The 23,122-nt window shown below is 53.3% G+C and carries 28 protein-coding genes; 9 read left to right on the top strand and 19 right to left on the bottom strand.

The window, feature by feature from the left end; genetic code table 11:
• Positions 1 to 46 precede the first annotated feature (46 nt).
• Positions 47 to 814, bottom strand: a complete 768-nt coding sequence (locus LDN84_RS17755) for a sulfite exporter TauE/SafE family protein (RefSeq protein ID WP_223904753.1) — start codon at positions 812 to 814, stop codon at positions 47 to 49.
• Between the two features lie 17 nt (positions 815 to 831).
• On the opposite strand from LDN84_RS17755, the gene LDN84_RS17760 reads away from it, so the two are divergent.
• Positions 832 to 1,488, top strand: coding sequence for a trimeric intracellular cation channel family protein (locus tag LDN84_RS17760; protein ID WP_223904754.1), 657 nt, complete (start codon positions 832 to 834; stop codon positions 1,486 to 1,488).
• 28 nt (positions 1,489 to 1,516) lie between these two features.
• Entirely contained in the window at positions 1,517 to 1,951 is a 435-nt protein-coding gene (locus tag LDN84_RS17765) for a DUF1841 family protein (protein ID WP_223904755.1), read from the top strand.
• 9 nt (positions 1,952 to 1,960) lie between these two features.
• Here the strand turns inward: LDN84_RS17765 and LDN84_RS17770 are convergent, their stop codons facing one another.
• On the bottom strand, positions 1,961 to 2,620 hold the full coding sequence (locus tag LDN84_RS17770) for a c-type cytochrome (RefSeq protein ID WP_223904756.1): 660 nt from the start codon (positions 2,618 to 2,620) through the stop codon (positions 1,961 to 1,963).
• Positions 2,621 to 2,770: 150 nt separating this feature from the next.
• On the opposite strand from LDN84_RS17770, the gene LDN84_RS17775 reads away from it, so the two are divergent.
• Both LDN84_RS17775 and LDN84_RS17780 read left to right on the top strand, forming a co-directional pair.
• Complete coding sequence (locus LDN84_RS17775) at positions 2,771 to 3,625, top strand: AAA family ATPase (RefSeq protein WP_223904757.1); 855 nt, start codon at positions 2,771 to 2,773, stop codon at positions 3,623 to 3,625.
• Positions 3,626 to 3,790: 165 nt separating this feature from the next.
• The gene (locus LDN84_RS17780) at positions 3,791 to 4,396 is read left to right on the top strand and encodes a GNAT family N-acetyltransferase (RefSeq protein WP_223904758.1); all 606 of its coding nucleotides are present in this window, start codon (positions 3,791 to 3,793) and stop codon (positions 4,394 to 4,396) included.
• 56 nt (positions 4,397 to 4,452) lie between these two features.
• Here LDN84_RS17780 and LDN84_RS17785 read toward each other — a convergent pair whose 3' ends face one another.
• Entirely contained in the window at positions 4,453 to 5,364 is a 912-nt protein-coding gene (locus tag LDN84_RS17785; RefSeq protein ID WP_223904759.1) for a dienelactone hydrolase family protein, read from the bottom strand.
• 266 nt (positions 5,365 to 5,630) lie between these two features.
• On the opposite strand from LDN84_RS17785, the gene LDN84_RS17790 reads away from it, so the two are divergent.
• From LDN84_RS17790 to LDN84_RS17800, 3 genes are read left to right on the top strand one after another with little or no spacing between them, the layout of a single operon-like run.
• Positions 5,631 to 6,866 (top strand): 3-methyl-2-oxobutanoate dehydrogenase (2-methylpropanoyl-transferring) subunit alpha, encoded by a 1,236-nt coding sequence (locus LDN84_RS17790; protein ID WP_223904760.1) that lies wholly within the window; start codon positions 5,631 to 5,633, stop codon positions 6,864 to 6,866.
• 2 nt (positions 6,867 to 6,868) lie between these two features.
• Positions 6,869 to 7,900 (top strand): alpha-ketoacid dehydrogenase subunit beta, encoded by a 1,032-nt coding sequence (locus LDN84_RS17795; protein WP_223904761.1) that lies wholly within the window; start codon positions 6,869 to 6,871, stop codon positions 7,898 to 7,900.
• 3 nt (positions 7,901 to 7,903) lie between these two features.
• Positions 7,904 to 9,190, top strand: a complete 1,287-nt coding sequence (locus LDN84_RS17800; RefSeq protein WP_223904762.1) for a dihydrolipoamide acetyltransferase family protein — start codon at positions 7,904 to 7,906, stop codon at positions 9,188 to 9,190.
• Here the strand turns inward: LDN84_RS17800 and cheB are convergent.
• Genes cheB through LDN84_RS17835 form a run of 7 tightly spaced genes read right to left on the bottom strand, consistent with a single transcriptional unit; the run spans position 9,187 to position 15,243 of the window.
• Complete coding sequence (gene cheB, locus LDN84_RS17805) at positions 9,187 to 10,272, bottom strand: protein-glutamate methylesterase/protein-glutamine glutaminase (protein ID WP_276572426.1); 1,086 nt, start codon at positions 10,270 to 10,272, stop codon at positions 9,187 to 9,189. The genes LDN84_RS17800 and cheB overlap by 4 nt on opposite strands.
• A 6-nt stretch (positions 10,273 to 10,278) precedes the next feature.
• Positions 10,279 to 10,926 carry a chemoreceptor glutamine deamidase CheD gene (gene cheD / locus LDN84_RS17810; protein WP_223904764.1) on the bottom strand — a complete coding sequence of 216 codons (648 nt, stop codon included), beginning with the start codon at positions 10,924 to 10,926 and terminating at the stop codon, positions 10,279 to 10,281.
• Positions 10,913 to 11,776, bottom strand: a complete 864-nt coding sequence (locus LDN84_RS17815) for a CheR family methyltransferase (protein WP_223904765.1) — start codon at positions 11,774 to 11,776, stop codon at positions 10,913 to 10,915. Before LDN84_RS17815 ends, cheD begins: the two co-directional genes overlap by 14 nt.
• 19 nt (positions 11,777 to 11,795) lie before the next feature.
• Positions 11,796 to 12,284 carry a chemotaxis protein CheW gene (locus LDN84_RS17820; RefSeq protein WP_223904766.1) on the bottom strand — a complete coding sequence of 163 codons (489 nt, stop codon included), beginning with the start codon at positions 12,282 to 12,284 and terminating at the stop codon, positions 11,796 to 11,798.
• 28 nt (positions 12,285 to 12,312) lie between these two features.
• Positions 12,313 to 14,412, bottom strand: coding sequence for a chemotaxis protein CheW (locus LDN84_RS17825; protein WP_223904767.1), 2,100 nt, complete (start codon positions 14,410 to 14,412; stop codon positions 12,313 to 12,315).
• Positions 14,413 to 14,455: 43 nt separating this feature from the next.
• Positions 14,456 to 14,818, bottom strand: coding sequence for a response regulator (locus LDN84_RS17830; RefSeq protein WP_223904768.1), 363 nt, complete (start codon positions 14,816 to 14,818; stop codon positions 14,456 to 14,458).
• 32 nt (positions 14,819 to 14,850) lie between these two features.
• Positions 14,851 to 15,243: a hypothetical protein gene (locus LDN84_RS17835; protein WP_223913107.1), complete on the bottom strand. Its 393-nt coding sequence runs from the start codon at positions 15,241 to 15,243 to the stop codon at positions 14,851 to 14,853.
• Between the two features lie 128 nt (positions 15,244 to 15,371).
• Between LDN84_RS17835 and LDN84_RS17840 the strand changes: the two genes are divergently transcribed.
• Complete coding sequence (locus tag LDN84_RS17840; RefSeq protein ID WP_223904769.1) at positions 15,372 to 16,484, top strand: hybrid sensor histidine kinase/response regulator; 1,113 nt, start codon at positions 15,372 to 15,374, stop codon at positions 16,482 to 16,484.
• Positions 16,481 to 17,110: a response regulator gene (locus tag LDN84_RS17845; protein ID WP_223904770.1), complete on the top strand. Its 630-nt coding sequence runs from the start codon at positions 16,481 to 16,483 to the stop codon at positions 17,108 to 17,110. The genes LDN84_RS17840 and LDN84_RS17845 overlap by 4 nt, the downstream gene beginning before the upstream one ends.
• Before the next feature lie 13 nt (positions 17,111 to 17,123).
• On the opposite strand, the gene fliR is transcribed toward LDN84_RS17845, so the two are convergent.
• From fliR to LDN84_RS17890, 9 genes are all read right to left on the bottom strand, one after another.
• A complete protein-coding gene (gene fliR, locus LDN84_RS17850; RefSeq protein WP_223904771.1) occupies positions 17,124 to 17,891 on the bottom strand; it encodes a flagellar biosynthetic protein FliR in 768 nt (255 codons plus the stop codon).
• A gap of 12 nt (positions 17,892 to 17,903) precedes the next feature.
• Entirely contained in the window at positions 17,904 to 18,173 is a 270-nt protein-coding gene (fliQ, locus tag LDN84_RS17855) for a flagellar biosynthesis protein FliQ (RefSeq protein ID WP_223904772.1), read from the bottom strand.
• A 9-nt stretch (positions 18,174 to 18,182) separates the two neighbouring features.
• Positions 18,183 to 18,941, bottom strand: a complete 759-nt coding sequence (fliP, locus tag LDN84_RS17860; protein ID WP_435405900.1) for a flagellar type III secretion system pore protein FliP — start codon at positions 18,939 to 18,941, stop codon at positions 18,183 to 18,185.
• 23 nt (positions 18,942 to 18,964) lie between these two features.
• Complete coding sequence (locus tag LDN84_RS17865) at positions 18,965 to 19,282, bottom strand: FliO/MopB family protein (RefSeq protein WP_317134800.1); 318 nt, start codon at positions 19,280 to 19,282, stop codon at positions 18,965 to 18,967.
• 7 nt (positions 19,283 to 19,289) lie between these two features.
• Entirely contained in the window at positions 19,290 to 19,721 is a 432-nt protein-coding gene (gene fliN, locus LDN84_RS17870) for a flagellar motor switch protein FliN (protein WP_223904773.1), read from the bottom strand.
• On the bottom strand, positions 19,711 to 20,715 hold the full coding sequence (gene fliM, locus LDN84_RS17875; protein WP_223904774.1) for a flagellar motor switch protein FliM: 1,005 nt from the start codon (positions 20,713 to 20,715) through the stop codon (positions 19,711 to 19,713). Before fliM ends, fliN begins: the two co-directional genes overlap by 11 nt.
• Before the next feature lie 18 nt (positions 20,716 to 20,733).
• A complete protein-coding gene (locus tag LDN84_RS17880) occupies positions 20,734 to 21,312 on the bottom strand; it encodes a flagellar basal body-associated FliL family protein (protein ID WP_223904775.1) in 579 nt (192 codons plus the stop codon).
• A gap of 109 nt (positions 21,313 to 21,421) precedes the next feature.
• Positions 21,422 to 22,696, bottom strand: a complete 1,275-nt coding sequence (locus LDN84_RS17885) for a flagellar hook-length control protein FliK (protein ID WP_223904776.1) — start codon at positions 22,694 to 22,696, stop codon at positions 21,422 to 21,424.
• A complete protein-coding gene (locus LDN84_RS17890) occupies positions 22,686 to 23,120 on the bottom strand; it encodes a flagellar export protein FliJ (protein WP_223904777.1) in 435 nt (144 codons plus the stop codon). Before LDN84_RS17890 ends, LDN84_RS17885 begins: the two co-directional genes overlap by 11 nt.
• Positions 23,121 to 23,122: the final 2 nt, after the last annotated feature.

A 23,122-nucleotide genomic window follows, 5' to 3' on the forward strand; every position in this document is an offset into this window, starting at 1 on the left:
CTATGGCTTATAAATAAAGCCTGAGTAGCTACATTAAAAATAGCAACTAATACACTGCATCCCAAAGCAGCTTGAGGCCCGTCAGAAACATACCGGCGTATAAAAACCGGTAAAAGAGCACCTGACTGATACGCCGTGCCAACCGCACGCCAACCCAAACCCCAATCGGCGCAAGGGGTAACAACACCAGGGACGTGGCAAAGTTACGCCAGTCCAACAAGCCCAGCCAAGCATACGGAATCCATTTGGACAGGTTGATGACAAAAAAGAAAAACGCCATGGTGGCGGTGAACCGAATCGGTGACAACCGCAGTGGGATCATGTAGGCATTCACTGGCGGGCCACCTGCGTGGGCGATAAAACTGGTAAAGCCCGATGTGGCGGTCAACACCGCTCCCAGCCAACGTGGCGGTGGCGGGCTGTCGGCCTTGGGCGGAAACAACAAACGTTGCGCCAAAAACAGCAACGTAAACACGCCAACAATACCAGCCACCAACCGCGCATCCAAAAGCCTGAACAACACAGCCCCCACGCCAACCCCCACCAAGCCGCAAGGTATCAAAAACTTCAGCAGCTTCAGGTCAAAGTCTTTGCGAAATGCCGCCATGCCCAGCACATCCATCAAAAACAACACCGGCATCAAAATGGCAGCCGCTTGCGGCACACTCACCGCCAGTGCCATCATGGGCACCGCCAAGGAGCCAAAACCTGCGCCAAAACCACTCTTGCTCACCCCCAGCAACAACACGGCTGGCACAGTGACCAGGTAGAAAAAAGGGTCGGTGATGAAGGGATAAGTTTCGGGCAAGGCCATAGGATGACAATTTGAGTATGAACAGTTCAACCATTCACAACATTCAACATTGGGGTGAAACTCTTCATCTTGTGGTCGAACTGGCTGGTACGGTCGCGTTTGCATTGTCAGGGATTATGGAAGGGGCACAAAAGCGCCTGGATGCAGTGGGCGTGTGTGTGGTGGGATTTTTGGCAGCTTTTGGGGGTGGCACCTTACGTGATTTGCTGATCGATGAACGCCCTTTCTTCTGGGTTCGCCATGTTGAAATGCTTTGGGGCGTACTGGCCTTGTGCCTGCTGGCCATGCTGTTCATGCGCAGCCACCACTTTGACTTGACCCGCAAAGCCATCGAATGGCCAGATGCACTGGGGCTTGGCCTGTTTACTGCCAGCGGCGTTCACCAGGCCCTGATTGGTCAAATGCCGGCTTTGGTGGCCGTGCTGATGGGATTAATCACCGGTGTATTTGGTGGTGTGCTGCGCGACATTGTGTGTAACGAAATCCCAACCGCCTTCAGTGATCACCGCCCTTATGCCGTGTGTGCTTTTGCTGGTGGCTGGGCCTATGTGGGCTTATGGCAGTTGGGCGCACCCGGCTGGATGTCTTTGCTGGTGTGTGTGCTCGTGACCGCTGGCTTACGCGGTTTGGCCATGTGGCGCAACTGGCAATTACCAGCCTGGCAAATCGACTGACAGCAGGCAAGCGACAATCCGCGCCACTATGTTCAACCCATCCCAAGCCGATGTACGCCGTTTTTTTTGCTCTGTTTACGCCAAAGCCAAGACAGAACAAGCGCTAGAAGCTATTGAAACAATAGCAAGTTTATGGATCAACGAGCACCCTGAGTACCATGCCGAACTGTCAGACTTACCTGCAGCACTGGCCAGCATGGGGCAAGTGGAACCCGGCAAAACCAATCCTTTCCTGCATTTGTCGATGCATTTATCCATCACCGAGCAATGCAGCATTGACCAGCCTCGTGGCATTCGTCAGGCCGTGGAACTGCTCAGCCACCGATGCAACTCCTTGCACGATGCGCACCACGCTGCGATGGACTGTCTGGGTCAAATGCTGTGGGAAAGTCAACGCGCCGGACGGCCACCCGATGGCGAGTCTTATGTAGCCTGCGTGCAGCAGCATGCCACACGCGACTAAAACGCCCCCTTATTTCAGGCGATCACGCTGCACGGTCTGGATTTCACCAGGCAAGCTGCCCACGTAATCTGCCAACACCTTCAGATCCGCATTGGAAAACTGCTTGGCCACTCCCCCCATGATCGGATGACCGCGACCAATCAGGGGTTTGTCATTGGTTTTGTAAGCGCGCAAGGCAACGTACAAATAGTCACTGTGCTGGCCCGCAATCTTGGGGTAAGCCGGGTCAATCGGCTTGCTTAAATTAGCACCGTGGCATGAGGTGCAGCCACCTTGTGTGAGCAAGCTCTGAGCCTTGGCCGAACCATTGGGAATATCCGCGGACAACGTGGCCCCGGTGCCGGTGGATTCATAAAAAGCCGCCAGATCGGCCATATCCTGTTCACTCAAACTCGCCGCAATGGTACGCATTGAAGGGTGTTTGCGATCCCCCGTTTTGTAAGCATGTAAGGCGGAACGGATGTAGCCCGCGCCTTGCCCATTAATTTTGGGTACCTGATGCACCTCAGGAAACCCGATGTGATAGCCTTTGATACCGTGACAACCAACGCACAACGCGTTTTTTTTGGATCCTGCTGCCGCATCACCATGAATATCTTGGGCATAGGCGGTCACGGTGGTCGCATAAGCGACAAGTATGGATGACAGAGTCAACAGGAATTTGTTCATTTTGCTAAGACAATTCGTAAAGAACATTGCATGATTTGATAAATATCAAACAATTATAGGAAGCCATCTGGCATACGCCACTTGGCGTAAACCCGATATCCATCCCCAACATCGCCCCCCGATCCGACACCGAACGTATAAACACTCACCATGAAATTCCAAGGCTCCCAAAACTACGTCGCTACGGCCGACCTGATGCTCTCTGTGAACGCGGCCATCACCTTGCAGCGCCCGCTGTTGGTCAAGGGCGAACCCGGCACCGGCAAAACCATGCTGGCCGAGGAAGTGGCCGGCGCTTTGAAGCTGCCATTGCTGCAGTGGCACATCAAATCCACCACCAAAGCACAGCAAGGCCTGTACGAGTACGACGCGGTCAGCCGCCTGCGCGACTCGCAACTGGCCGACGTGGACGGTGGCGAGCGCGTCAAAAATATCCACAACTACATCGTCAAAGGTGTGCTGTGGCAGGCCTTTACCGCTGACCAGCCGGTCGCCCTGCTGATTGACGAAATCGACAAGGCCGACATCGAGTTCCCCAACGACTTGCTGCGCGAAATCGACCGTATGGAGTTTTACTGCTATGAAACCCGCGAACTGATCCGTGCCAAACACCGCCCGCTGGTGTTCATCACCTCCAACAACGAAAAAGAGCTGCCCGATGCCTTTCTGCGCCGCTGCTTCTTCCACTACATCAAGTTCCCCGATGCCACCACCATGAGGCAGATTGTGGACGTGCACTTCCCTGGCCTCAAGGCCGAACTGCTCAGCGCGGCCATGAAAACCTTCTTCGACGTGCGTAACCTGCCCGGCCTGAAAAAGAAGCCTTCCACCAGCGAACTGCTGGACTGGCTCAAACTGCTGATGGCGCAAGACATTCCCGCGTCTGTACTGCAATCCGAAGGTGACAAGGTGGCCGTGCCACCGCTGGTGGGCGCGTTGCTAAAGAACGAGCAGGATGTGACGCTGTTTGAAAAACTGGTGTTTATGCAGAGCCGCAACCGATAAGACTTGTTACAGCCGCTTATCCAGCAATATGAGTCTTCGCTGCACGGTAGCCCGTGGGGGCATCCCCCTCATACGGGAGTACAGAAATCGGGGAATTGCCCCCACAGGCTACCGCGCGACCCTCTGGACAGGCTGGCATTCTGAAAACATTTTTTGGAGAACCCCATGGCTTTTGTTGAACCTGTCACCCTGAGCGCACGCGGCATCACACTGGTGCCGCTAGCCCTTGAACACGAAGACGGCCTGCGCGCCGCTGCCGCTGACGGCGAGTTATGGAACTTGCGCATCACCTCGGTGCCCGAACCCGACCAGACCCGCCCCTACATCGAAACCGCGCTGGCCATGCGCGAAGCAGGCAACCGGTTTGCCTTTGCCGTCACTGATTCGACCAGTGGCAAGGTGCTGGGCTGCACCAGCTTTCACGACATCGTGCCCGCCATCAAGCGCGTGGAAATTGGCTGGACCTGGTACGCCAAAAGTGCCCAGCGCAGTCACGTCAACACCACCTGCAAGCTGCTCATGATGACCCACGCTTTCGAGACCCTGGGCTGCCACCTGGTTGGCTGGCGCACGGACAACTTCAACTTTGCCAGTCAAGCTGCCATTGAGCGTCTGGGTGCCCAAAAAGACGGCGTGATCCGTGGCCACGCCCTGCGCCGCGATGGCACCATCCGCGACACGGTGATGTACAGCATGCGTGCTGGCGAATGGCCCGAAGCCCGGGCGCAACTGCTGTACCTGCTGAACAAACCCCGCCCGATGGTCAGGTAACAACGCGTTTCACCCCCCCGGTAAAACCGGGGATGGCTTGTTTGATATGTCCAGTTTCAAGCCACCCCATGTGCCTTAAACCAGGCCAAGGCCCGGACAAAGCCATCGGCTGCGGCCTCTTTGCGGTAGCTTGGCCGATAGTCAGCATGAAACGCATGTGGCGCATCTTTGTAGACTACAAATTCCGATGCCTTGGCGGCAACATTACCCTTGGCTCCGGCTTGCGCCAGCGCCTCTTTCATCTGGTTGATCGTGGTTAACGGAATGCCACCATCCTGCCCTCCATACAGTCCCAGCACCGGCGCTTTCAGTTCGGCAGCCATATCCAGTGGATGTTTCGGCGTAAGTTCAGAAGCAGTGCCCACCAATCGACCATACCAAGCCACCCCGGCTTTGACGTGTTGGCTTCGCTCCGCATACAGCCAGGTGATACGGCCACCCCAGCAAAAGCCGGTAATGCCCACTTTTTTCAGATCGCCACCGTTCTCACCTGCCCACTTAACGGCACCGTCCAGGTCACCCATGACCTGGGCATCCGGTACCTTGGAGACCACTTCAGCCATCAATTTGGCCATTTCACCGTAACTGCTGGGGTCCCCTTGACGGGCGTACAGCTCTGGGGCAATGGCCAGATAACCGGCTTTAGCCAAGCGGCGACAAGTGTCGGCTATGTATTCATGGACACCAAAAATCTCATGAACAACCAGAATCACCGGCAGATTTTTTTTGCCTTCAGGTGCGGCATAGAAAAACGGTACAGAAAAACCTTCTACGTCATAAATGGCCTCACCAGTGGTCAAGCCTTCGCTGGATGTTTTGATGGCGGTTTGTGCCATGATGGGGGTGGCCGCAGCGGCATAACCTACCCCTAAAGCCACCTTCAACGCCGTCCGGCGACTGGCACCCAAGACGGTAGATTGACCAGGAAGCAATGCATCAAAGTCTTGGGTTTGGTCTGGTGTCAGCATGCCTGTCTCCTTGAGTTGAAAGGTGCAGCATATCGGCGAAATAAGTTCGACTATTTTTCAGGGTTTTTCAAAATCCTCAGTGCTTGTCGCACGCCAAAGATGGCCGGATTGTGCGTATTTGCGTTATGCTCTGGCGCGCAATTCCAAGCCTGCAGCGATCCTGTAAGCCGGGTTGCAAGTCACGGTCTAGGTGCTTTACCCAATGACATCAGGCCCTGTTCAACGTATTCTGAGTCAGATCACAAGTCTGCAAGGAGACCTTCACCATGCCACAGCGCAAACCCCTGCACCTGCACGTGCCGGAGCCCACCGGGCGTCCAGGACACGACACGGATTTTTCTTATCTGCCTTTGTCAGCCGCCGGTGCCAAACGCCGCCCGCCAGTGAATGTGGCGGCGGCACAAACCAACGATCTGGCTTTTGCACTGATCCGCGTGCTGGACGACAACGGCCATGCTGTTGGCCCCTGGGCTCCAGAAATGGACGTGGCGCTGCTCAAACGCGGCATGCGCGCCATGCTGCTGACCCGGGCCTTTGATGCCCGCATGCAAATCGCCCAGCGGCAGAAAAAAATGTCGTTTTACATGCAATGCCTGGGCGAAGAAGCCATTGCCTGTGCCCACGCGCTGGCCATTGGCGAAGGCGACATGTGTTTCCCCACCTACCGCCAGCAAGGCTTGCTGCTCACTCGCGAGGACAACAACATGGTGGACATGATCTGCCAGCTCTACAGCAACACACACGACCCGATGAAGGGACGGCAGCTGCCGGTGATGTATTCCAGCAAGAAGCAGGGCTTTTTCTCCATCTCCGGCAACCTCGCCACTCAGGTGATCCAGGCCGTGGGCTGGGGCATGGCCAGCGCCATCAAGGGCGACGACAAGGTGGCCAGCGCCTGGATTGGCGACGGTGCCACGGCAGAAGCCGACTTTCACACCGCCCTGACCTTTGCCCACGTCTACCGCGCCCCGGTGATCATCAACGTGGTCAACAACCAGTGGGCCATTTCCACCTTTCAGGCGATTGCCGGCGGCGAAGGCACCACGTTTGCCGCACGCGGCGCGGGCTGCGGCATTGCCTCGCTACGGGTCGATGGCAACGACTTTCTGGCGGTCTACGCCGCCTCGAAATGGGCGCTGGAACGCGCCCGCAGCAACTTCGGGCCGACCCTGATCGAGTGGGTGACCTACCGCGCCGGGCCGCACTCCACCTCGGATGACCCCAGCAAATACCGCCCGGCCAATGACGCGGCACGCTTTCCGCTGGGTGACCCGATTGAGCGACTCAAAAAACACCTGATCGTGCTGGGGGCCTGGTCGGATGCCGAACACGAAGCCACCAAAAAGGCAGTGGAAGCTGAAGTGTCCGCAGCCCAGAAAGAAGCCGAAAAATTCGGCACCCTGGCCGATACCCATAGCCAGGACATCAGCAGCATGTTTGAAGATGTCTACCAAGAGATGCCTGCGCATTTGCTGCGTCAGCGTCAAGAGATTGGAGCCTGATCATGACCGAGACCTTGAAAACCAGCCCCATGACCATGATCCAGGCCCTGCGCTCCGCCATGGACGTGATGCTGCAGCGCGACCCCAATGTGGTGGTTTACGGCCAGGATGTCGGCTACTTTGGCGGCGTGTTTCGTTGCACCGAAGGCTTGCAGCAGAAATTTGGCAACCAACGTGTATTTGACGCGCCCATTTCCGAGGGCGGTATTGTCGGCACGGCCGTCGGCATGGCCGCTTATGGCCTGCGCCCGGTGGTCGAAATCCAGTTTGCCGATTATGTGTACCCGGCCACCGATCAGATCGTGTCAGAGGCGGCACGCCTGCGCTACCGCTCGGCGGGTGACTTCACCTGCCCCTTGACCATCCGCATGCCTTGCGGCGGTGGCATTTATGGAGGACAAACCCACAGCCAGAGCCCTGAGGCCATGTTCACCCAGGTGTGCGGCCTGCGCACTGTGATGCCATCGAACCCGTATGATGCCAAAGGCTTGCTGATTGCATCGATTGAAAACAACGACCCCGTGATCTTTCTGGAGCCCAAACGCCTGTACAACGGCCCGTTTGACGGCCACCATGAGCGCCCTGTCGTGCCCTGGAGCAAACACCCACTGGGCGAAGTGCCTGAAGGCTACTACACCGTGCCGCTGGACAGTGCGCGCATCACCCGCCCTGGCAACTCAGTCACGGTGATTGCCTATGGGACGATGGTGCATGTGGCCGAAGCCGCCGCACTGGAAAGTGGTGTGGATGCCGAGATCATCGATCTGCGCAGCCTGTGGCCGCTGGATCTGGACACCCTGGTAGCCTCGGTCAAGAAAACCGGGCGCTGCGTGATCGTGCACGAAGCCACCCGCACCAATGGGCTCGGGGCGGAACTGCTGGCCCTGATGCAAGAGCATTGTTTCTACCACCTGCAAGCGCCGATTGAGCGGGTCACGGGCTGGGACACACCCTACCCGCACGCGCAGGAGTGGTCGTATTTTCCGGGGCCGGCGCGTGTGGCGGCGGCTCTGCAACGTGTGATGGAGGCTTGAACCATGACCCTACAAACCATCAAGATGCCCGACATTGGCGAAGGCATTGCCGAAGTGGAACTGGTCGCATGGCATGTCAAGGTTGGCGACGTGGTCGCAGAAGACCAGATCCTGGCCGATGTGATGACAGACAAAGCCACGGTAGAAATTCCGTCACATGTGGCGGGCACCGTGGTGTCACTCAACGCTGCGGTGGGTCAGGTGGTGGCGGTTGGCACCGAAATTATTCATATCAATTCGTCTGCAGAACCCGTATTACCTGCGCAAGCAGCTACGATTATTGAAGCACCTGCGCAGACCGAACAAGCCCCTGAAGTGCCCGAAAAACAGCCGGAGAGACCGGCATCATCATCACCAGCAGCCTCTGAACCGGCTCCAGCAGTCAGTGTTTCGGGTATCGGCTTGTGCAGCAGCCACCCCATCGCGGCCCCCGCTGTGCGTCGACTGGCCTGGGAATGGGGGGTGGATTTGAGCCAAGTGCCAGCCACCGGCCCGGCTGGGCGCATCACGCAGGCTGATTTGCAAGACTACGCCACCAAACGCTCTGATATTAATAGCTGTTTGCGCAATGAGGACGGGCGCTACAAGGCCATGGAGGCCCAAGAAACGATTCCAGTGATTGGCCTGCGACGCAAAATCGCGCAAAAAATGCAGGAAGCCAAGCGGCACATCCCCCACTTCACATATGTTGAAGAAATCGATGTGACCGAGTTGGAGGAGCTGCGTGCGCGCCTGAATACGCAGTACGGTGCCAGCCGTGGCCGCTTGACCCTGCTGCCGTTTTTAATGCGTGCCATGGTTTTGGCGGTGCGCGACCACCCGGAGGTGAATGCCCGTTATGACGACGATGTCAACCAGTTGACACGGTTTTCGGCGGTGCATCTGGGCATTGCCACCCAAACCAGCGGTGGCCTGATGGTGCCGGTGATTCGCCATGCTGAAACGCTGGACTTGTGGGCCAGTGCTGCGGCGGTGCTGCGCGTCAGCGAAGCGGCCCGCAGCGGCCGGGCCACGCGGGAGGACCTGAGTGGCTCCACCCTCACCTTGACCAGCCTGGGTGCCCTGGGCGGAATCGTCAGCACGCCGGTGATCAACTACCCGGAGGTGGCTATTGTGGGCACCAACCGCATCGTCGAGCGGCCCATGATCAAAAGTGGGCTGGTGACGGCACGCAAGATGATGAACCTGTCGAGCTCATTTGACCACCGGGTGGTGGACGGCATGCAGGCCGCCGAGTTCATTCAGCAGATTCGCGGCACACTGGAGTGCCCAGGCACGCTGCTGGTTTAAACGCGGAAACGGTCTGCCGAGGCGTTGAGTTTGGCGATCAACGCCCCGGCAATATCCTTCAACGGCAGGACTTCATCTGCGGCACCATGGGCAATGGCCTCTTTGGGCATCCCAAACACCACGCAAGAGGCTTCATCCTGCACAAAGTTGTAGCTCCCCGCATCTTTCATTTCCCGCATGGCTTTGGCACCATCATTGCCCATCCCGGTGAGCATGATGCCAAAGGCATTACGCCCGGCCACTTTGGCCCCGGATCTGAACAGAACCTCTACCGAAGGCTTGTGCCGGTTGACGGGCTCACCGTCTTCCACCACGGCCACATAATTGGCTCCGCTGCGGTCAACCCTGAACTGTTTACCACCCGGGGCCAGATAGGCGTGCCCCGGCAGGATGCGTTCGCCATTGACGGCTTCTCTCACCGCTATGCGGCACAGGCTGTTGAGTCGTGCTGCAAAACTGGTCGTGAAGCCCGGCGGCATATGCTGGGTAATAACAATCGCCGGAAAATCTGCCGGCAAGGGGGTGAGCACCTCCTTGATGGCCTCGGTTCCACCCGTCGAAGCTCCAATAAATACCAATTTTTCAGTGGACACCCGCCCCAACAAGGTCACGGGTACACGTGCTTCAGGTGCTTTGTCTGGGTTTGCTGCCGCTACCTGAGGCCCAAGGCGGCGGATATGTGCGTTGGCGGCAATGCGGATTTTTTCGACAATTTGGGTCGACAACTCGTTCAAACCATCTGCAACACCCATGCGGGGTTTGGAGACAAAGTCCACCGCACCGAGTTCAAGGGCCTTCATGGTGACCTCTGCACCACGCTCTGTCAGCGTTGAAATCATCACCACCGGCATAGGCCGAAGGCGCATCAAACGCCCCAAAAAATCAATGCCATCCATACGGGGCATTTCGATGTCCAGCGTGATGACATCGGGATTTAACTCGCGAATCATTTCACGCGCAATCAAGGGGTCGTGAGCCGCCCCCACACATTCCATGTCGGGCTGGCGGTTGATGATGCCTGCCAACAGGCTGCGCACCAGCGCAGAATCATCCACCACCACAATACGAATCTTTTTCAATATTGATCCTCAAAACAAATCAACAGAGCCACCGGCGGTGGTCTTGGCCATAAAGGCAGCATTGCCTTTGCGCTCTTCGACAACCAGCGTTTCCGGGTGGGAATGTGCCAAGCGTTTCACCAAGGCTCTGCCAGTCACAGGAAAATAACAAACTTTTCTGGGGTGAATGTCCAAAACGTCTTGTGACACCACCGGTATACGCTCGGTAGACAAGTAATCCAGCACAAATTTGGTGTTTCGCTCGCCCACATTCATCGAGGTAAACCCGGCCATGACCTGCGCACCGCCAAATACCTTGGCCTGCATGGTTTCACGCCGAGCACCCATCTTGAGCATTTGGTTGATCAACAGCTCCATGGCATAAGAGCCATAGCGACCACCACCATCATTCCCATCTCCTTCAGGCAACATGAAATGATTCATGCCACCGGCTCTGATGCGACCGTCCCAAATACAAGCCGAGATACAAGAACCCAATACGGTCATGATCATGATGTCTTCGCCGGACACAAAGTACTCCCCCGGAAGTACCTTGACGGCATCGTACTGAAAGTGATGATCGCTGTAAAAAAAGGATGCCTCCCCCGGATTACGCGGCAAAGACTTCAAATAGTCGATTCTGGACGCGCGAGCGCTGGCAACTTTAGCGACGCTCATACACGGTTTTTCCCTTCAAGACAAACAGATCGCGCGACTCACTGAAATTTTCAGCATGTCCGACAAACAATAAACCCCCAGGTACCATCACACGGTAGATACGCTCCAACACCTTGCGCTGGGTTGGGGCATCAAAATAAATCATGACATTGCGACAGAAAACCATGTCAAAGGGTTCGCGAAACGGCCAATCGTCGCGCACCAAGTTAACCATGATGAACTCCACCATACGCTGCAATTCGGGTTTGACACGAACCATCCCACTGTTGGAAGCCTTGCCCTTTAAAAAATATCTTTGCAGTTGGCTTTCAGTTACGTTTTTCAGGTTTTCCAGACGATAAACACCTTGACTGGCCATGGCCAGAACCTTGGAGTCAATGTCACTGGCCATCAACTTGAATGGCGCATTGGCACCCAGCGCATCCACTGCGGTCATGAGAATGGAATAAGGCTCTTCACCGGTAGAAGCCGCACTGCACCAAACCCGCCAATGTGTATGTTCTTTATGCGCTTTCAGGTGCTCACTAAAAACCTGAAAATGGTGATGCTCACGGAAAAACGAAGTCAAGTTGGTGGTTAAGGCATTGATAAATTCTTGCCACTCGGCACCATCCTGTGCTTCAAGCCAGCTTAGATAGGCCTTGAAACTCTGGTGCCCGGTTTCCCTCAAGCGTCGCGATAAACGGCTGTACACCATGGCATGTTTGCCATCGTGCAAACTGATACCCGCACGCTGGTAGATCAGGGCCTGGACGCGGCTGAAATCTGCATCTGACCAAGCAAACTCACGGCCTTGCACATCGGTCAAGCCAGGGTCTTGCTGAAACTGACCTGATGGAAATACGGACATATCAATGCAGTTTAAGACCTCAACAGGGGTCAGACACCAGCCCCATGTCTACACCAGACATCAGCTTTTCAATGTCAAGCAAGATCAGCATCCGGTCTGCCAACGCACCCAGACCAATCACACAATCCCGGTCAATCACACTGTCGACCTCTGGCGCTGGGCGCTGATTTTCAGGGGAAAGTTCCATCACATCGCTGACCGAGTCCACCACAATGCCCACAATACGGTGATGCAAGTGAAGAATGATGACCACGGTGAACGCATCGTATTGGGCGTTGGCGCAATTGAACTTCAACCGCATGTCCACAATGGGCACGATCGTGCCGCGCAAATTCACCACCCCCTTGAGAAAGGAGGGCGCATTGGCAATACGCGTAGGTGGCTCGTAACCACGAATTTCCTGCACTTTCAAGATGTCAATACCGTACTCTTCACGGTCAAGCCTGAAGGTGAGGTACTCACGGGCTCCAACAGACACCACATCATTTACTTTTTCAATTGCACTCATGTTGTTTCTCCTGAACCGTGCCCGGCTATCAGTGCCGTGAACGACGTACCAACGCAGCAGTGTCCAAAATCAAGGCCACTTTGCCGTCGCCAAGAATCGTTGCCCCCGAAACGTTAGGTACCTTGCGGTAGTTGGACTCGAGGTTTTTCACCACCACCTGTTGCTGGCCCAGCAACTCATCCACCAACAACACCACACGACTACCTTCCGCCTCAATCACCACCATGATGTCACTGACCTTTTCCGAATCAAATCGAGGTACCTGAAACACCTTTTCAAGCTCAATGACTGGCATGTATTCATCACGTACCTTGACCAACTGTGCATCCTGACCCACGGTACTGACCGCCTCAGACTTGACCTGGAACGACTCCACCACGGAAGACAGCGGCAGGATGTACACCTCATTGCCGACACCTACCGACATGCCATCCATGATGGCCAAAGTTAACGGCAAACGCACCGACACCCTCATGCCGTAACCTTCTGCCGACTCAATGTCAACGGTACCGTTGAGCGAGGTGATGTTCCGTTTGACCACATCCATACCCACACCGCGTCCAGATACGTCTGTAACCACCTCGGCGGTCGAAAATCCAGGCGCAAAAATCAACTGCCAAACTTCTGCATCGGTCATGCTGTCCGAAACATCCAGCCCCTTCTCTCGGGCTTTGGCTAGAATTTTTTCGCGTGACATGCCGCGCCCATCATCGCGTACCTCAATCACAATGGATCCGCCTTGATGAGACGCAGACAAAGTAATGGTGCCAGTTTCTGACTTGCCAGCACGTACACGATCGGCGGGCAGCTCAATCCCATGATCACAACTGTTACGCACCAAATGTGTCAGAGGATCGGTGATTTTCTCAACCAGGCCCTTGTCAAGCTCTGTCGCTTCACCTTGCGTCACAAACTCCACTTTTTTACCCAACTTGCCCGCCAAATCACGCAGCATGCGCGGAAAACGGCTGAACACAATCGACATGGGAATCATCCGAATCGACATCACCGACTCTTGCAGGTCCCGAGTGTTGCGATCCAAATCGGTTAACCCGGTCAATAGCTGTTGGTACAAGGCAGGGTCCAGCGCACGACTGTTTTGAGCAAGCATGGCCTGCGTGATCACCAGTTCACCCACCAGATTGATCAACTGATCCACTTTATTAATCGCCACACGAATAGTGGCCGCTTCTGGCTGAGCGCCCACAGGACCTATGGCCGGGGCAGACTTGGCTGCAGATTTGGTCACATTCACCTGGACGGCTTCAACAGCCTGAACGACCGGTTCGGCTACAACCGAGGGCTCAACGGCAACCTGGGGTGCGCCTGGGGCACCCTCAAAAAAACCAAAACCGGTTTCAACAGATGCTTCTGCTTGTTTATCCTGAATCACCACTTGTTCACGTGATACATGAAACACAAACAAATCCAGCAAATCTTCGTTGGTGGACGTGGTGTTCACTTCAAACAAACGGCTACCCGTAGCCGTTCTTGGAAGCTCTTTGATGTCACCCAAACCAGGAATATCACGAAACAGTTCCTTCAAGGCATCGGCTTGCTCCTGACGTTCCATCTTGCTGATGGTAATCAAAAGATGTCGAACCCCATCTGCAGTTGGCTTGGCCACTGACAAGACAGCTGCTGACTTAACCTCAGACTCCACAACAGGTTTTGCTGCCGGAGCCACTTGCACAGGCGGGGTTTCACCATTGACCAAGGCACGTATGCGACGAACCAGATCTGCAGTGGGAGGACCTTCACCTGTATCTCCAGCCTGATGCCGCGCCAACAAGCCACGTGAAGCATCTGCTGATTCCAGCAACACATCGACCATCGCAGAGTTGGGTTGCAACTCATGTCGACGCAAGCGATCCAAAAGCGACTCCATCTGATGAGTCAATTCAGCGACATCAGAAAAACCAAAAGTAGCGGCACCACCCTTGACGGAATGTGCACAACGGAAAATACCATTCAACTCTTCATCATCCGCAGTTTCCAGATTCAAGTTGAGCAACATCTGCTCCATCAAATCGAGATTTTCGCCAGCTTCCTCAAAGAAAATTTGATAGAACTGACTTAAATCAAAGTCAGCTCCTGAACCACCTGAATCCTGATGCACTTCAGCCATATCTGTCTCCTGACGAATTCTTGAACCTGGTAATAAAAAGTACTTACTTGATGACTTTTTTGATGACTTCTATCAATCTTATAGGGTCAAAAGGCTTCACCAGCCAGCCTGTAGCACCCGCGGCCCGACCCGCTTGCTTCATGAGATCACTGGATTCCGTGGTGAGCATCAAAATGGGCGTTGACTTGAAATTGGGATGCTCACGCAACTTGCGTGTCAAACCCAAGCCATCTAGGCGTGGCATATTTTGGTCTGTTAAAACCAGATCAAAAACCTGTGTTTGTGCTTTCTCAAACGCATCCACACCATCCACAGCCTCTACCACCTGATACCCGGCACCAACCAGAGTGAATGACACCATCTTGCGCATTGACGGCGAATCATCTACAGCGAGTATTAAAGGCATGAATAACTCCGACAAATTCAATCTAAAAACACTTAGAACAGCTCAATCGATCCAGCCTGCATTTCGTCTTGAGTAACCGGATTGGGTCGCTCGGGAACATCTTCGACAAATGGCACGGCTTCTCCGTCCTCGTAACCCATCGCATCAGATGCCAAGCGATAAGCGCAGCCTTGCAATATCTTCGAGGTGTGCCCGATCAACTGCGAGGCCATATCCTGGAACTGCAACTCTGTCACTGCGGCATGCAAAGCTGTACGAACCCCTTCGAGCTCTTTAACAGCGACCAGTGCAGGATCAGAAAGATTGGCACTGGCTGCCGTAAAGCGCAACATCAGGTTTTCCATGGTGTGCGCCAGTAAACCGTCGAGTCGATTGAGATCGTGCACAACCACCAACAAAGAATCCTGCACCTCTGCAACCAGCATCACAGGCAATTCAACTGTCGGAACCGAAAATGGCGTTTGATCAGGCGATATGGCCAATCATCTCTCCTATGAACGCACGACAAACCAGATAAGCTTTACTATTGAAGACAATCATAGCGCCAATCATGATGAGTCCAACCTCAAACACCCCCCCTTTACGGATTTTGCATCTGGAAGACTCGACCCTTGATCATGAACTGGTCAAGCGGGCACTTAAGAAAGCCGAAGCTTGCGTGGAACTCACACGCGTTGATACGCTTGAAGACTTTTCCCTCATCCTTACACAATCCAGATTTAGCGTGATTCTGGCTGATTACAGATTGGCGGGGTTTACTGCGCTGGATGCATGGAAGATCCTGCAACAACATCACTTACAGACACCTTTTGTCTTGCTTTCTGGGGCGATTGGTGAATCTGCAGCTGTAGCCGCCATCAAAATGGGTATCAGCGACTACCTACCCAAAGAAGACATGGGCAAGCTCTGGCGAGTGCTGGAGCGAACCATTGAAATACACCGTATCCAGCAGGAGAAAGAAGCCGCTGATTTCGAACTAGCCGAATCAGAAAAACGTCTGGCCAGTTTTGCAGAACATTTGCAAATCACCATAGAGCAAGAACGTGCAGCCATTGCACGTGAAATTCATGATGACATTGGTGGGTCTTTGGCGGCTGTTCGTTTTGACTTGGCATGGATGTCCCGACACACCACAGATACAGCAGCCTTATCACACCTGAGTGCAGCCAATGACATGCTGACACACGCGCTGGAGGCCAGTCAGCGCATCATGATGAACTTGAGGCCTGCGGTGCTTGATCAGGGACTGGTGGCCGCTGTTCACTGGTTGGCCACCAGCTTTTCCAAAAGAACGGGCCTGCCAGTGACTGTTCGTGCCCCTCACAAAATTGATGGCTTGCCAAAACCAGTGCAACTTGCGGCTTACCGAACCACACAAGAAGCGCTCACCAACGTCGGCAAATACGCCCGCTGCTCCCAAGTCCAGATTGAACTCTCTGACACAGAGGGTGTTCTGACTCTGGAGATCACTGATGATGGGGTAGGAATTTCAGAACAAGATCTTGCCAAAGTGGGATCATTTGGTATTCGCGGCCTCAAGGAGCGGGCACGCACAGTAGATGGCTGGCTGGATGTCAGTGCACAGTCCGGACGTGGCACATCTATCATTTTGTCCATTCCTCTTTCACCGGATGAAAACAATAACCCAGGAGACTTCGACCAATGATTCGAGTGATTCTTTGTGATGATCATGCCATGGTACGCCGCGGGATTCGGGACACCTTGTCAGAAGCTGTTGACATCCAGGTGACAGCCGAATCCGGCAGTTATGCCGAAGTACGCGATGCTATCCGCACACATGCATGCGATGTCCTGGTGCTTGACATCAACTTGCCAGGTCGCGGCGGACTTGAAGTGTTAACCAGCTTGCGGGAAACCGACTCTCTTATCAAAGTCCTGATGGTTTCCATGTACCCGGAGGATCAATATGCCATACGCTGCCTGAAAGCAGGGGCGCAAGGCTACTTGAACAAAGCGGGTGATCCGGCTGATCTGATCACAGCGGTACGTACCGTCGCACAAGGGCGCAAATACGTCACACCGACTGTCGCACAAATGCTGGTCGACAATCTCAATACACCAGAGAGCAGTAGCCCACATGCGAGTTTGTCAGAACGTGAATTACAAACTTTGCTGAAAATTGCCTCAGGTAAACGCTTATCAGACATTGCACAAGAACTCATGCTCAGCCCCAAGACTGTGAGTGTTTACAGATCTCGAGTGCTGGAAAAATTGAAACTTTCCAACAACTCCGAATTGACGGTTTACGCGATCCGAAACGGACTTGTCTGAACTTGAATACCCCTCATCTCAGTGAAAAAATATCAATGGCTCGACTCATCAAAACCAAAAACGGAGCATCAAGCATGGGCAAAGTAACGGCCATACCCACCAGACCTACCGTCAAGGTGATAGGAAATCCGATTGCATAAATATTCATTTGTGGTGCCACACGCGACACAATCCCCAGCGCCAAGTTGGCAAACATCAACATCCCCACCATGGGCAAAGACATCCACAGACCGGTAGAAAAAAGGTCTGCACCCAACTGCTGGATTTTCATTTGCTTGAGCGCTTCCAGAAAGTTCTGATCAACCGGAAATGCGGTGAAGCTGGCGATCACCGTCATCAGCACCATCATATGGCCACCCATGACAATGAACATGAAGGTTGCCATTTGCCCGAAGAAACGGGCCACAGCGCTGGACTGCGACCCCATGGATGGATCGAAAAAGGAAGCAAAGCCCAAGCCCATCTGAAACCCCACCACCTCACCAGCCAACTCAACAGAAGCCAGTACCACACGTATGGCAAAACCGATGGATAACCCCACTCCCACCTGTTGGAAAACAGCACCAAACGCACCAGGATCGTTGATGCTGATCACCGGTTGTCCATCCAAACTGGGTTGAGCAGCCAACGCCACAAAAAAAGCCAGCGCAATACGCGCCCTGACTGGAAACGCCTTGGAAGAAAAAATCGGCGCTGACGTGAATAATGCCAAGGTACGCAGAAAAGGCCAAATCAATGGGGACAACCACGTGACAAGTTGCGCCTCTGAAAAGGTAATCACAAGTTCACAACCCTACATAACTGATGCAGGTATCGCTTCTATGGTACGCCTGATGTATTCCACAAGCATACCTAACATCCATGGCCCAGCCAGCGTAAATACAGCGATAGCAGCTATCAACTTAGGAACAAATGCCAAAGTGGCCTCATTGATTTGCGTGACCGCCTGGAAAATACTTACCAACAATCCCACCACCAAAACAACACCTAGCACTGGCGCTGAAATCATTAACAACATCCACAAAGCTTCTTGCCCCATGGTCAAAACCAATTGCGAATTCATGGCAATACCTCAAGTCACAAAACTGGCGGCCAATGAACCCAGCAACAGATTCCAGCCATCTGCCAACACAAAAATCATCAGCTTAAAAGGCAAGGCCACTAGGACGGGTGAGAGCATCATCATGCCCAATGACATCAGAACACTGGCAACCACAATGTCAATCACTAAAAAAGGAATGAAGATCATGAAGCCAATTTGGAAAGCTGACTTCAATTCACTGGTCACAAACGCTGGAATCAATACCCGCATGGGTGCAGTTGAAGCCGTGGTACTGACATCCAGCTTAGCCAGCTTCACAAACAGTGCCAAGTCTGACTGACGTGTTTGTTTGCTCATGAACTGACGCATGGGCGCTTCCCCCTTCAACAACGCTTGGTCAAATGGCAAGGTATTGTTGCTATAGGGAAGGTAAGCATCACTGTAAACCTTATCCAGTGTTGGCCCCATGACAAACAGCGTTAAAAACAGTGAAAGACCCACAATCACCTGGTTGGGAGGAACGGACTGCGTTCCCAGTGCTTGGCGCAGCAACGACAAGACAATCACGATTCGTGTAAAACCCGTCATCATCAGCAAAATAGCAGGTAAAAACGACAACGCTGTGAAAAACAGCAGGGTCTGCACTGGCACGGAATAACTTGTACCGTTGCTGCCGGTCCCCATTAACAAGGGCAACTGCGCCCCTGTTTGCGCAAAACCAAACACAGGTAGACACAACAACAGGCAAGCAAAAAGTTTCACTGCAACAGACCAGCTTGCAACAGGCATGAAGCATTTGATGAAATCAAACTTCAAGACTGCTCCGATGTCAGACTGAGCGATGATTGAAAAGGCTTCGTTGAAGCCGGAACTGGCGCAGCTACAGTGTGCAAGCAAGTGATGTTTTGTGCGGTCACACCCAAGGTCAACCAAACCCTTGCATCTTCAGGCCCCACCTCCACCGTGACCACCTTTTGATGTGGGCCGACACCTATAGCCGACACAATTCTGGATGCAGTGGACTGCCCCATCAAACCGCCGATAGATCGACGCTGTAACCATTTCAGCCCTACCGGAACCAAGGCCAGAAGCACCACAAACAACAAAACAGACACCCACGCCTGCATCATAAAAGCATCATCCTTTACTAACGCGGCGTAAACGCTCCGATGGTGTTACCACATCAGTGAGCCGAATACCAAACTTGTCATTAACCACCACCACTTCACCTTGGGCAATCAGGTAGCCATTGACCAACACATCCATGGGCTCTCCTGCCAAAGCATCAAGTTCGACCACTGAGCCCTGACCAAGCTGCAAAATGTGTTTAATAGGCACCTTGGTGCGCCCCAACTCCACCGACAACAGGACTGGAATATCTAATACTCGATTAATGTCATTGATCTGCGCATCCGTCCCTCCCGAGTAGGAAGGGGTTGAATTACCAGACAACACACCACCAGACTCTGTTTTGGCTGCTGCGGCACTTTCAGCCGTGTTTTGCTCCATGAGCGCTTCAGCCCAGTCGGCCATACCGTCATCTTCCGGGGGAGTTTCATCAATTGCCATGTTTGTCACCTTTCCAATTGAGGTCATTACTCCTCAAACTTTTTTCAATTTTCAACGCATATTTTGCGTTGTGCGTTCCGTACTGACACTCAAAAATAGGGACTCCATCAACTTTGGCTTGAATACGAGGTTGACGATCCAATTCAATAAAGTCGCCGACTCTCATAGCAAGCAATTGTTCTACCGTGGCATCTGCATGCGCCAGCTCGGCCACTAATACAACCTGTGCAGCCTGGATTTCTTGCGTTAACACATTCACCCAACGACGATCAACTTCAATGGAGTCCCCTTGCGTTGAGGAATACAACACATCCCGAATTGGCTCCAACGTGGCATAAGGCATACAAATGTGCACCGCACCGGTGATTTCACCGATTTCCAGCTGAAACGTCGTTGACACCACAATTTCACTAGGCGTAGCAATATTGGCAAATTGCGGCTGCATTTCCGAACGCTGATATTCCAAATCAAGCGGGTAAATGCCGGTCCATGCTTTTTTGTATTCCTCGGTGATCACATCCACCATACGGTTGATCACCCGCTGTTCAGTCGCCGAAAAATCCCGCCCTTCAATGCGGGTCTGAAATTTTCCAATACCGCCGTACAAAGACTCAATCACACCAAACACAAGCGCTGGCTCACACACCACCAAACCACTACCACGCAAGGGGCGTATTGCCACAATATTGAAATTAGTCGGCACAGCCAACTCTCGCAGGAAAGCGCTATAGCGCTGAACGCTGACAGGACCGACCGAAATTTCTGGACTTCTTCGAATAAAGTTGAACAAGCCTACGCGCAAGTTCCTGGCAAAGCGCTCATTCACAATCTCCATCGTGGGCATACGCCCACGCACAATACGCTCTTGGCTTGAGATGTTATAAGGTCTGACTTCACCAGTTTCGGCGGCTTCTTCAACCATTTTCTGGCTTTCGCCAGTGACACCCTCAAGTAAGGCATCAACTTCTTCCTGTGATAGAAAAGACTCACTCATAGCAAACGTGCCAAGGCATCACTGCACAATCAGACTTGAAAACAAAACGCCAACTACCGGGTACTGAACAGCGGCCTTTTTCTTCTTCTTGGCTGTACCCGTGTCTTCTTCACCTCCACCAAAAGGAACTGAGGTTTCACGCAAAATTTCCTCTATTAATTTTTGCTTACCCTCAGCAGAAAGGAGTTCTTCAGCGGTTTTTTGCGACAGCAGCATAAGTATGCCACTGCGAATGGTGGGCATATACGCTTTGACTGAATCTGAGGCATGTGCATCGACCACCTCCAGCGTGATGCCAACTTGAGCTACTCTTTCCCCACCTGCATCAGCCAGATTAACCACCATATTGTCCATGGGCAAATACACCGGTGGGGTTTTAGACGCATTATGCGCAGCAGCTGCGGGAGCATGAGCACCGCCATCACCCCCGTCTTCCTCTGCCAAAGCGGCGGCTGCAGCAGCTTTTTGCTTCATATATAAAAAAGCTCCACCGCCACCCAGCACCAAGAGCAGCACCGCCCCAATAATGATGAATAATTTCTTTTTGCTTTTTGGTGCGGCTTTGGCTGCATCACCTTCTTCATGTTTGGTAGCCACTATTTTCCTTTGCAACACTATTTCAAACTGATTATTGAGCACAAATGCGTGCTTGGCCGTTGGTTAAACCATCAAAACACTGCCTTTATCAACCTACTCTAGTCTACCGTCAGACAAACAAATCCAAAGAACGCCCCACCGCTGGATTTCCCGTGCGTGTAACAGCCACATCGATAGCATCTGTTTTCACCAAACCAATCTGCTGGGCTTCTGGTGGCTGACGGCGGTCTCCTCCATTCTGGCTACCTGCCCCGGAATGACTGACAGACACACCTGCCAGTTGCAACCCTTGACTTGAGAGCAAGTCTTGAAGTTGCGCCGTAGCATTCTCAAGAATCTGGCGAACCCCCAACTGATCTGTTCGAAAATCAATTTGGGTTTGGTCACCTTGGAGTGAAATACTGACCTCCACGGGGCTTTCTCCAAAATCATCAAGCGTCAATATAGCGGATTGCACGCCATGACTAGCCCAGTAAGTAACCGTCTCAGCCACCGCAGTATCAGCAACCAAAGCTGACGGTGGCGGTATTTCAAACACGGCATCTGAACGACTCGATGCCGTCATTACTTGTCCAAAAACGCCTTCAAACCCATTGGAACCCGATGGCCCCAGTCCAGACTTGTTACCCAAACGTAAATGAGGCCGCCCCAAATCGCTTCCATTCAGCAAGGTCATGACTGCATCAGAAGGCACATTCATCGCCGTAGCGAGAACTGTAGGTGCAGCGACGGATTGCAAGTCCTGTTTGATTTCATGGCTTGTGACCGACAGATGTGACCCTCTTTGCGCCAACAAGGCGTGAATGGGTGATGCCTCAAAGGCCTCTGCTGCAGCCAGATCTTGTCCTATCACAGCACTTTGCTGCAATGGTTGCAGAAAATCAAAAGGCGACTGCTTGACTTCAGTCGCCAAACTTTCTGAACTCCCTGATTGTTGGGCTTTTTTAACTGCACCCGATGCCAGCCCAGACACCTTCATTGATGCCGCTGGCGCAACAGCATTTACATCCTGCGGAAATCTCTCTGATCCGTCCCCTCCCATGACTAAAGATGCACCACCTTGCGTCAGTCCACTTGTGAGAAGTCCGGCCTCCGGTTGCATACCATTCAAAGTGGATGCGGACAACGTGTCCGATAGACCCGATGTAGCTGTGACGGTCGGCTGTCCTGCAGGGCTTACAGACATGCAGGTAAGCAACGAGTTGGCTACAGCATCCTCCGAACCCTGATCATCGACTGGAGCAGACAAAAAATCCAATAAAGATGAAAACCCACCTCTAGTTTCATCAGAAGATGCGTTGGCTTTACTTGTTTTGTTTCCATGCACATGACTATTTACTGATGCTTTATGACCCTGAGGGACTGGACTGTATTCAACGCTCATGATCGTGCTCCAATTTTTCGCGAGCTAGCCGCAATATCTGCATCGATGCAAACTCATCCATTTGTTTTTGATCCCGCCGCTGCATAAGCTTTCCAACATCGGCTTGGCGTTTGACCAAGACCTGCTTCAAACTTGCAATTCGAAACTCTGCTTGCAAAAGTTGCTGCTGAGCAGCCTTTACCCGCTCTTCAGATGCAGCTAAAACACTTTGCTGTAACAAAATGGCGTGCTGCAAGCGCCCCATAAACTGGTAATGATGGTGCAACAATTCTGGAGTTGTGCTGATTTGGGCATTGGTTGTCCAGCGTTTTTCGGTCTCATTGGCGTACTGCTGCAACTGGCTCATCTGGTTATTGGCAAACACATGGGCTTGCCGCTGCTTTTGCATTTCAGACAAAGCCTGCTCTCGCTTGGCAAGCGCCAAGT

Source organism: Rhodoferax lithotrophicus (assembly GCF_019973615.1).
Taxonomy (GTDB): domain Bacteria; phylum Pseudomonadota; class Gammaproteobacteria; order Burkholderiales; family Burkholderiaceae_C; genus Rhodoferax; species Rhodoferax lithotrophicus.

Excerpts from the sequence above, each read along its gene's own strand:
- LDN84_RS17815 (WP_223904765.1), bottom strand. The coding sequence starts at position 11,776 with ATGTCCGTATTTCCATCAGGTCAGTTTCAGCAAGACCCTGGCTTGACC.
- LDN84_RS17830 (WP_223904768.1), bottom strand. The coding sequence starts at position 14,818 with ATGCCTTTAATACTCGCTGTAGATGATTCGCCGTCAATGCGCAAGATG.
- LDN84_RS17865 (WP_317134800.1), bottom strand. The coding sequence starts at position 19,282 with ATGATGCAGGCGTGGGTGTCTGTTTTGTTGTTTGTGGTGCTTCTGGCC.
- LDN84_RS17775 (WP_223904757.1), top strand. The coding sequence starts at position 2,771 with ATGAAATTCCAAGGCTCCCAAAACTACGTCGCTACGGCCGACCTGATG.
- LDN84_RS17790 (WP_223904760.1), top strand. The coding sequence starts at position 5,631 with ATGCCACAGCGCAAACCCCTGCACCTGCACGTGCCGGAGCCCACCGGG.
- LDN84_RS17885 (WP_223904776.1), bottom strand. The coding sequence starts at position 22,696 with ATGAGCGTTGAATACAGTCCAGTCCCTCAGGGTCATAAAGCATCAGTA.
- LDN84_RS17760 (WP_223904754.1), top strand. The coding sequence starts at position 832 with ATGAACAGTTCAACCATTCACAACATTCAACATTGGGGTGAAACTCTT.
- LDN84_RS17785 (WP_223904759.1), bottom strand. The coding sequence starts at position 5,364 with ATGCTGACACCAGACCAAACCCAAGACTTTGATGCATTGCTTCCTGGT.
- fliQ (WP_223904772.1), bottom strand. The coding sequence starts at position 18,173 with ATGAATTCGCAATTGGTTTTGACCATGGGGCAAGAAGCTTTGTGGATG.
- fliM (WP_223904774.1), bottom strand. The coding sequence starts at position 20,715 with ATGAGTGAGTCTTTTCTATCACAGGAAGAAGTTGATGCCTTACTTGAG.
- LDN84_RS17755 (WP_223904753.1), bottom strand. The coding sequence starts at position 814 with ATGGCCTTGCCCGAAACTTATCCCTTCATCACCGACCCTTTTTTCTAC.
- LDN84_RS17765 (WP_223904755.1), top strand. The coding sequence starts at position 1,517 with ATGTTCAACCCATCCCAAGCCGATGTACGCCGTTTTTTTTGCTCTGTT.
- LDN84_RS17770 (WP_223904756.1), bottom strand. The coding sequence starts at position 2,620 with ATGAACAAATTCCTGTTGACTCTGTCATCCATACTTGTCGCTTATGCG.
- fliN (WP_223904773.1), bottom strand. The coding sequence starts at position 19,721 with ATGGCAATTGATGAAACTCCCCCGGAAGATGACGGTATGGCCGACTGG.
- LDN84_RS17780 (WP_223904758.1), top strand. The coding sequence starts at position 3,791 with ATGGCTTTTGTTGAACCTGTCACCCTGAGCGCACGCGGCATCACACTG.
- LDN84_RS17800 (WP_223904762.1), top strand. The coding sequence starts at position 7,904 with ATGACCCTACAAACCATCAAGATGCCCGACATTGGCGAAGGCATTGCC.
- LDN84_RS17835 (WP_223913107.1), bottom strand. The coding sequence starts at position 15,243 with ATGCTGGTTGCAGAGGTGCAGGATTCTTTGTTGGTGGTTGTGCACGAT.
- LDN84_RS17840 (WP_223904769.1), top strand. The coding sequence starts at position 15,372 with ATGAGTCCAACCTCAAACACCCCCCCTTTACGGATTTTGCATCTGGAA.
- LDN84_RS17820 (WP_223904766.1), bottom strand. The coding sequence starts at position 12,284 with ATGAGTGCAATTGAAAAAGTAAATGATGTGGTGTCTGTTGGAGCCCGT.
- fliP (WP_435405900.1), bottom strand. The coding sequence starts at position 18,941 with ATGCCTGTTGCAAGCTGGTCTGTTGCAGTGAAACTTTTTGCTTGCCTG.
- LDN84_RS17795 (WP_223904761.1), top strand. The coding sequence starts at position 6,869 with ATGACCGAGACCTTGAAAACCAGCCCCATGACCATGATCCAGGCCCTG.
- LDN84_RS17845 (WP_223904770.1), top strand. The coding sequence starts at position 16,481 with ATGATTCGAGTGATTCTTTGTGATGATCATGCCATGGTACGCCGCGGG.
- cheD (WP_223904764.1), bottom strand. The coding sequence starts at position 10,926 with ATGAGCGTCGCTAAAGTTGCCAGCGCTCGCGCGTCCAGAATCGACTAT.
- LDN84_RS17825 (WP_223904767.1), bottom strand. The coding sequence starts at position 14,412 with ATGGCTGAAGTGCATCAGGATTCAGGTGGTTCAGGAGCTGACTTTGAT.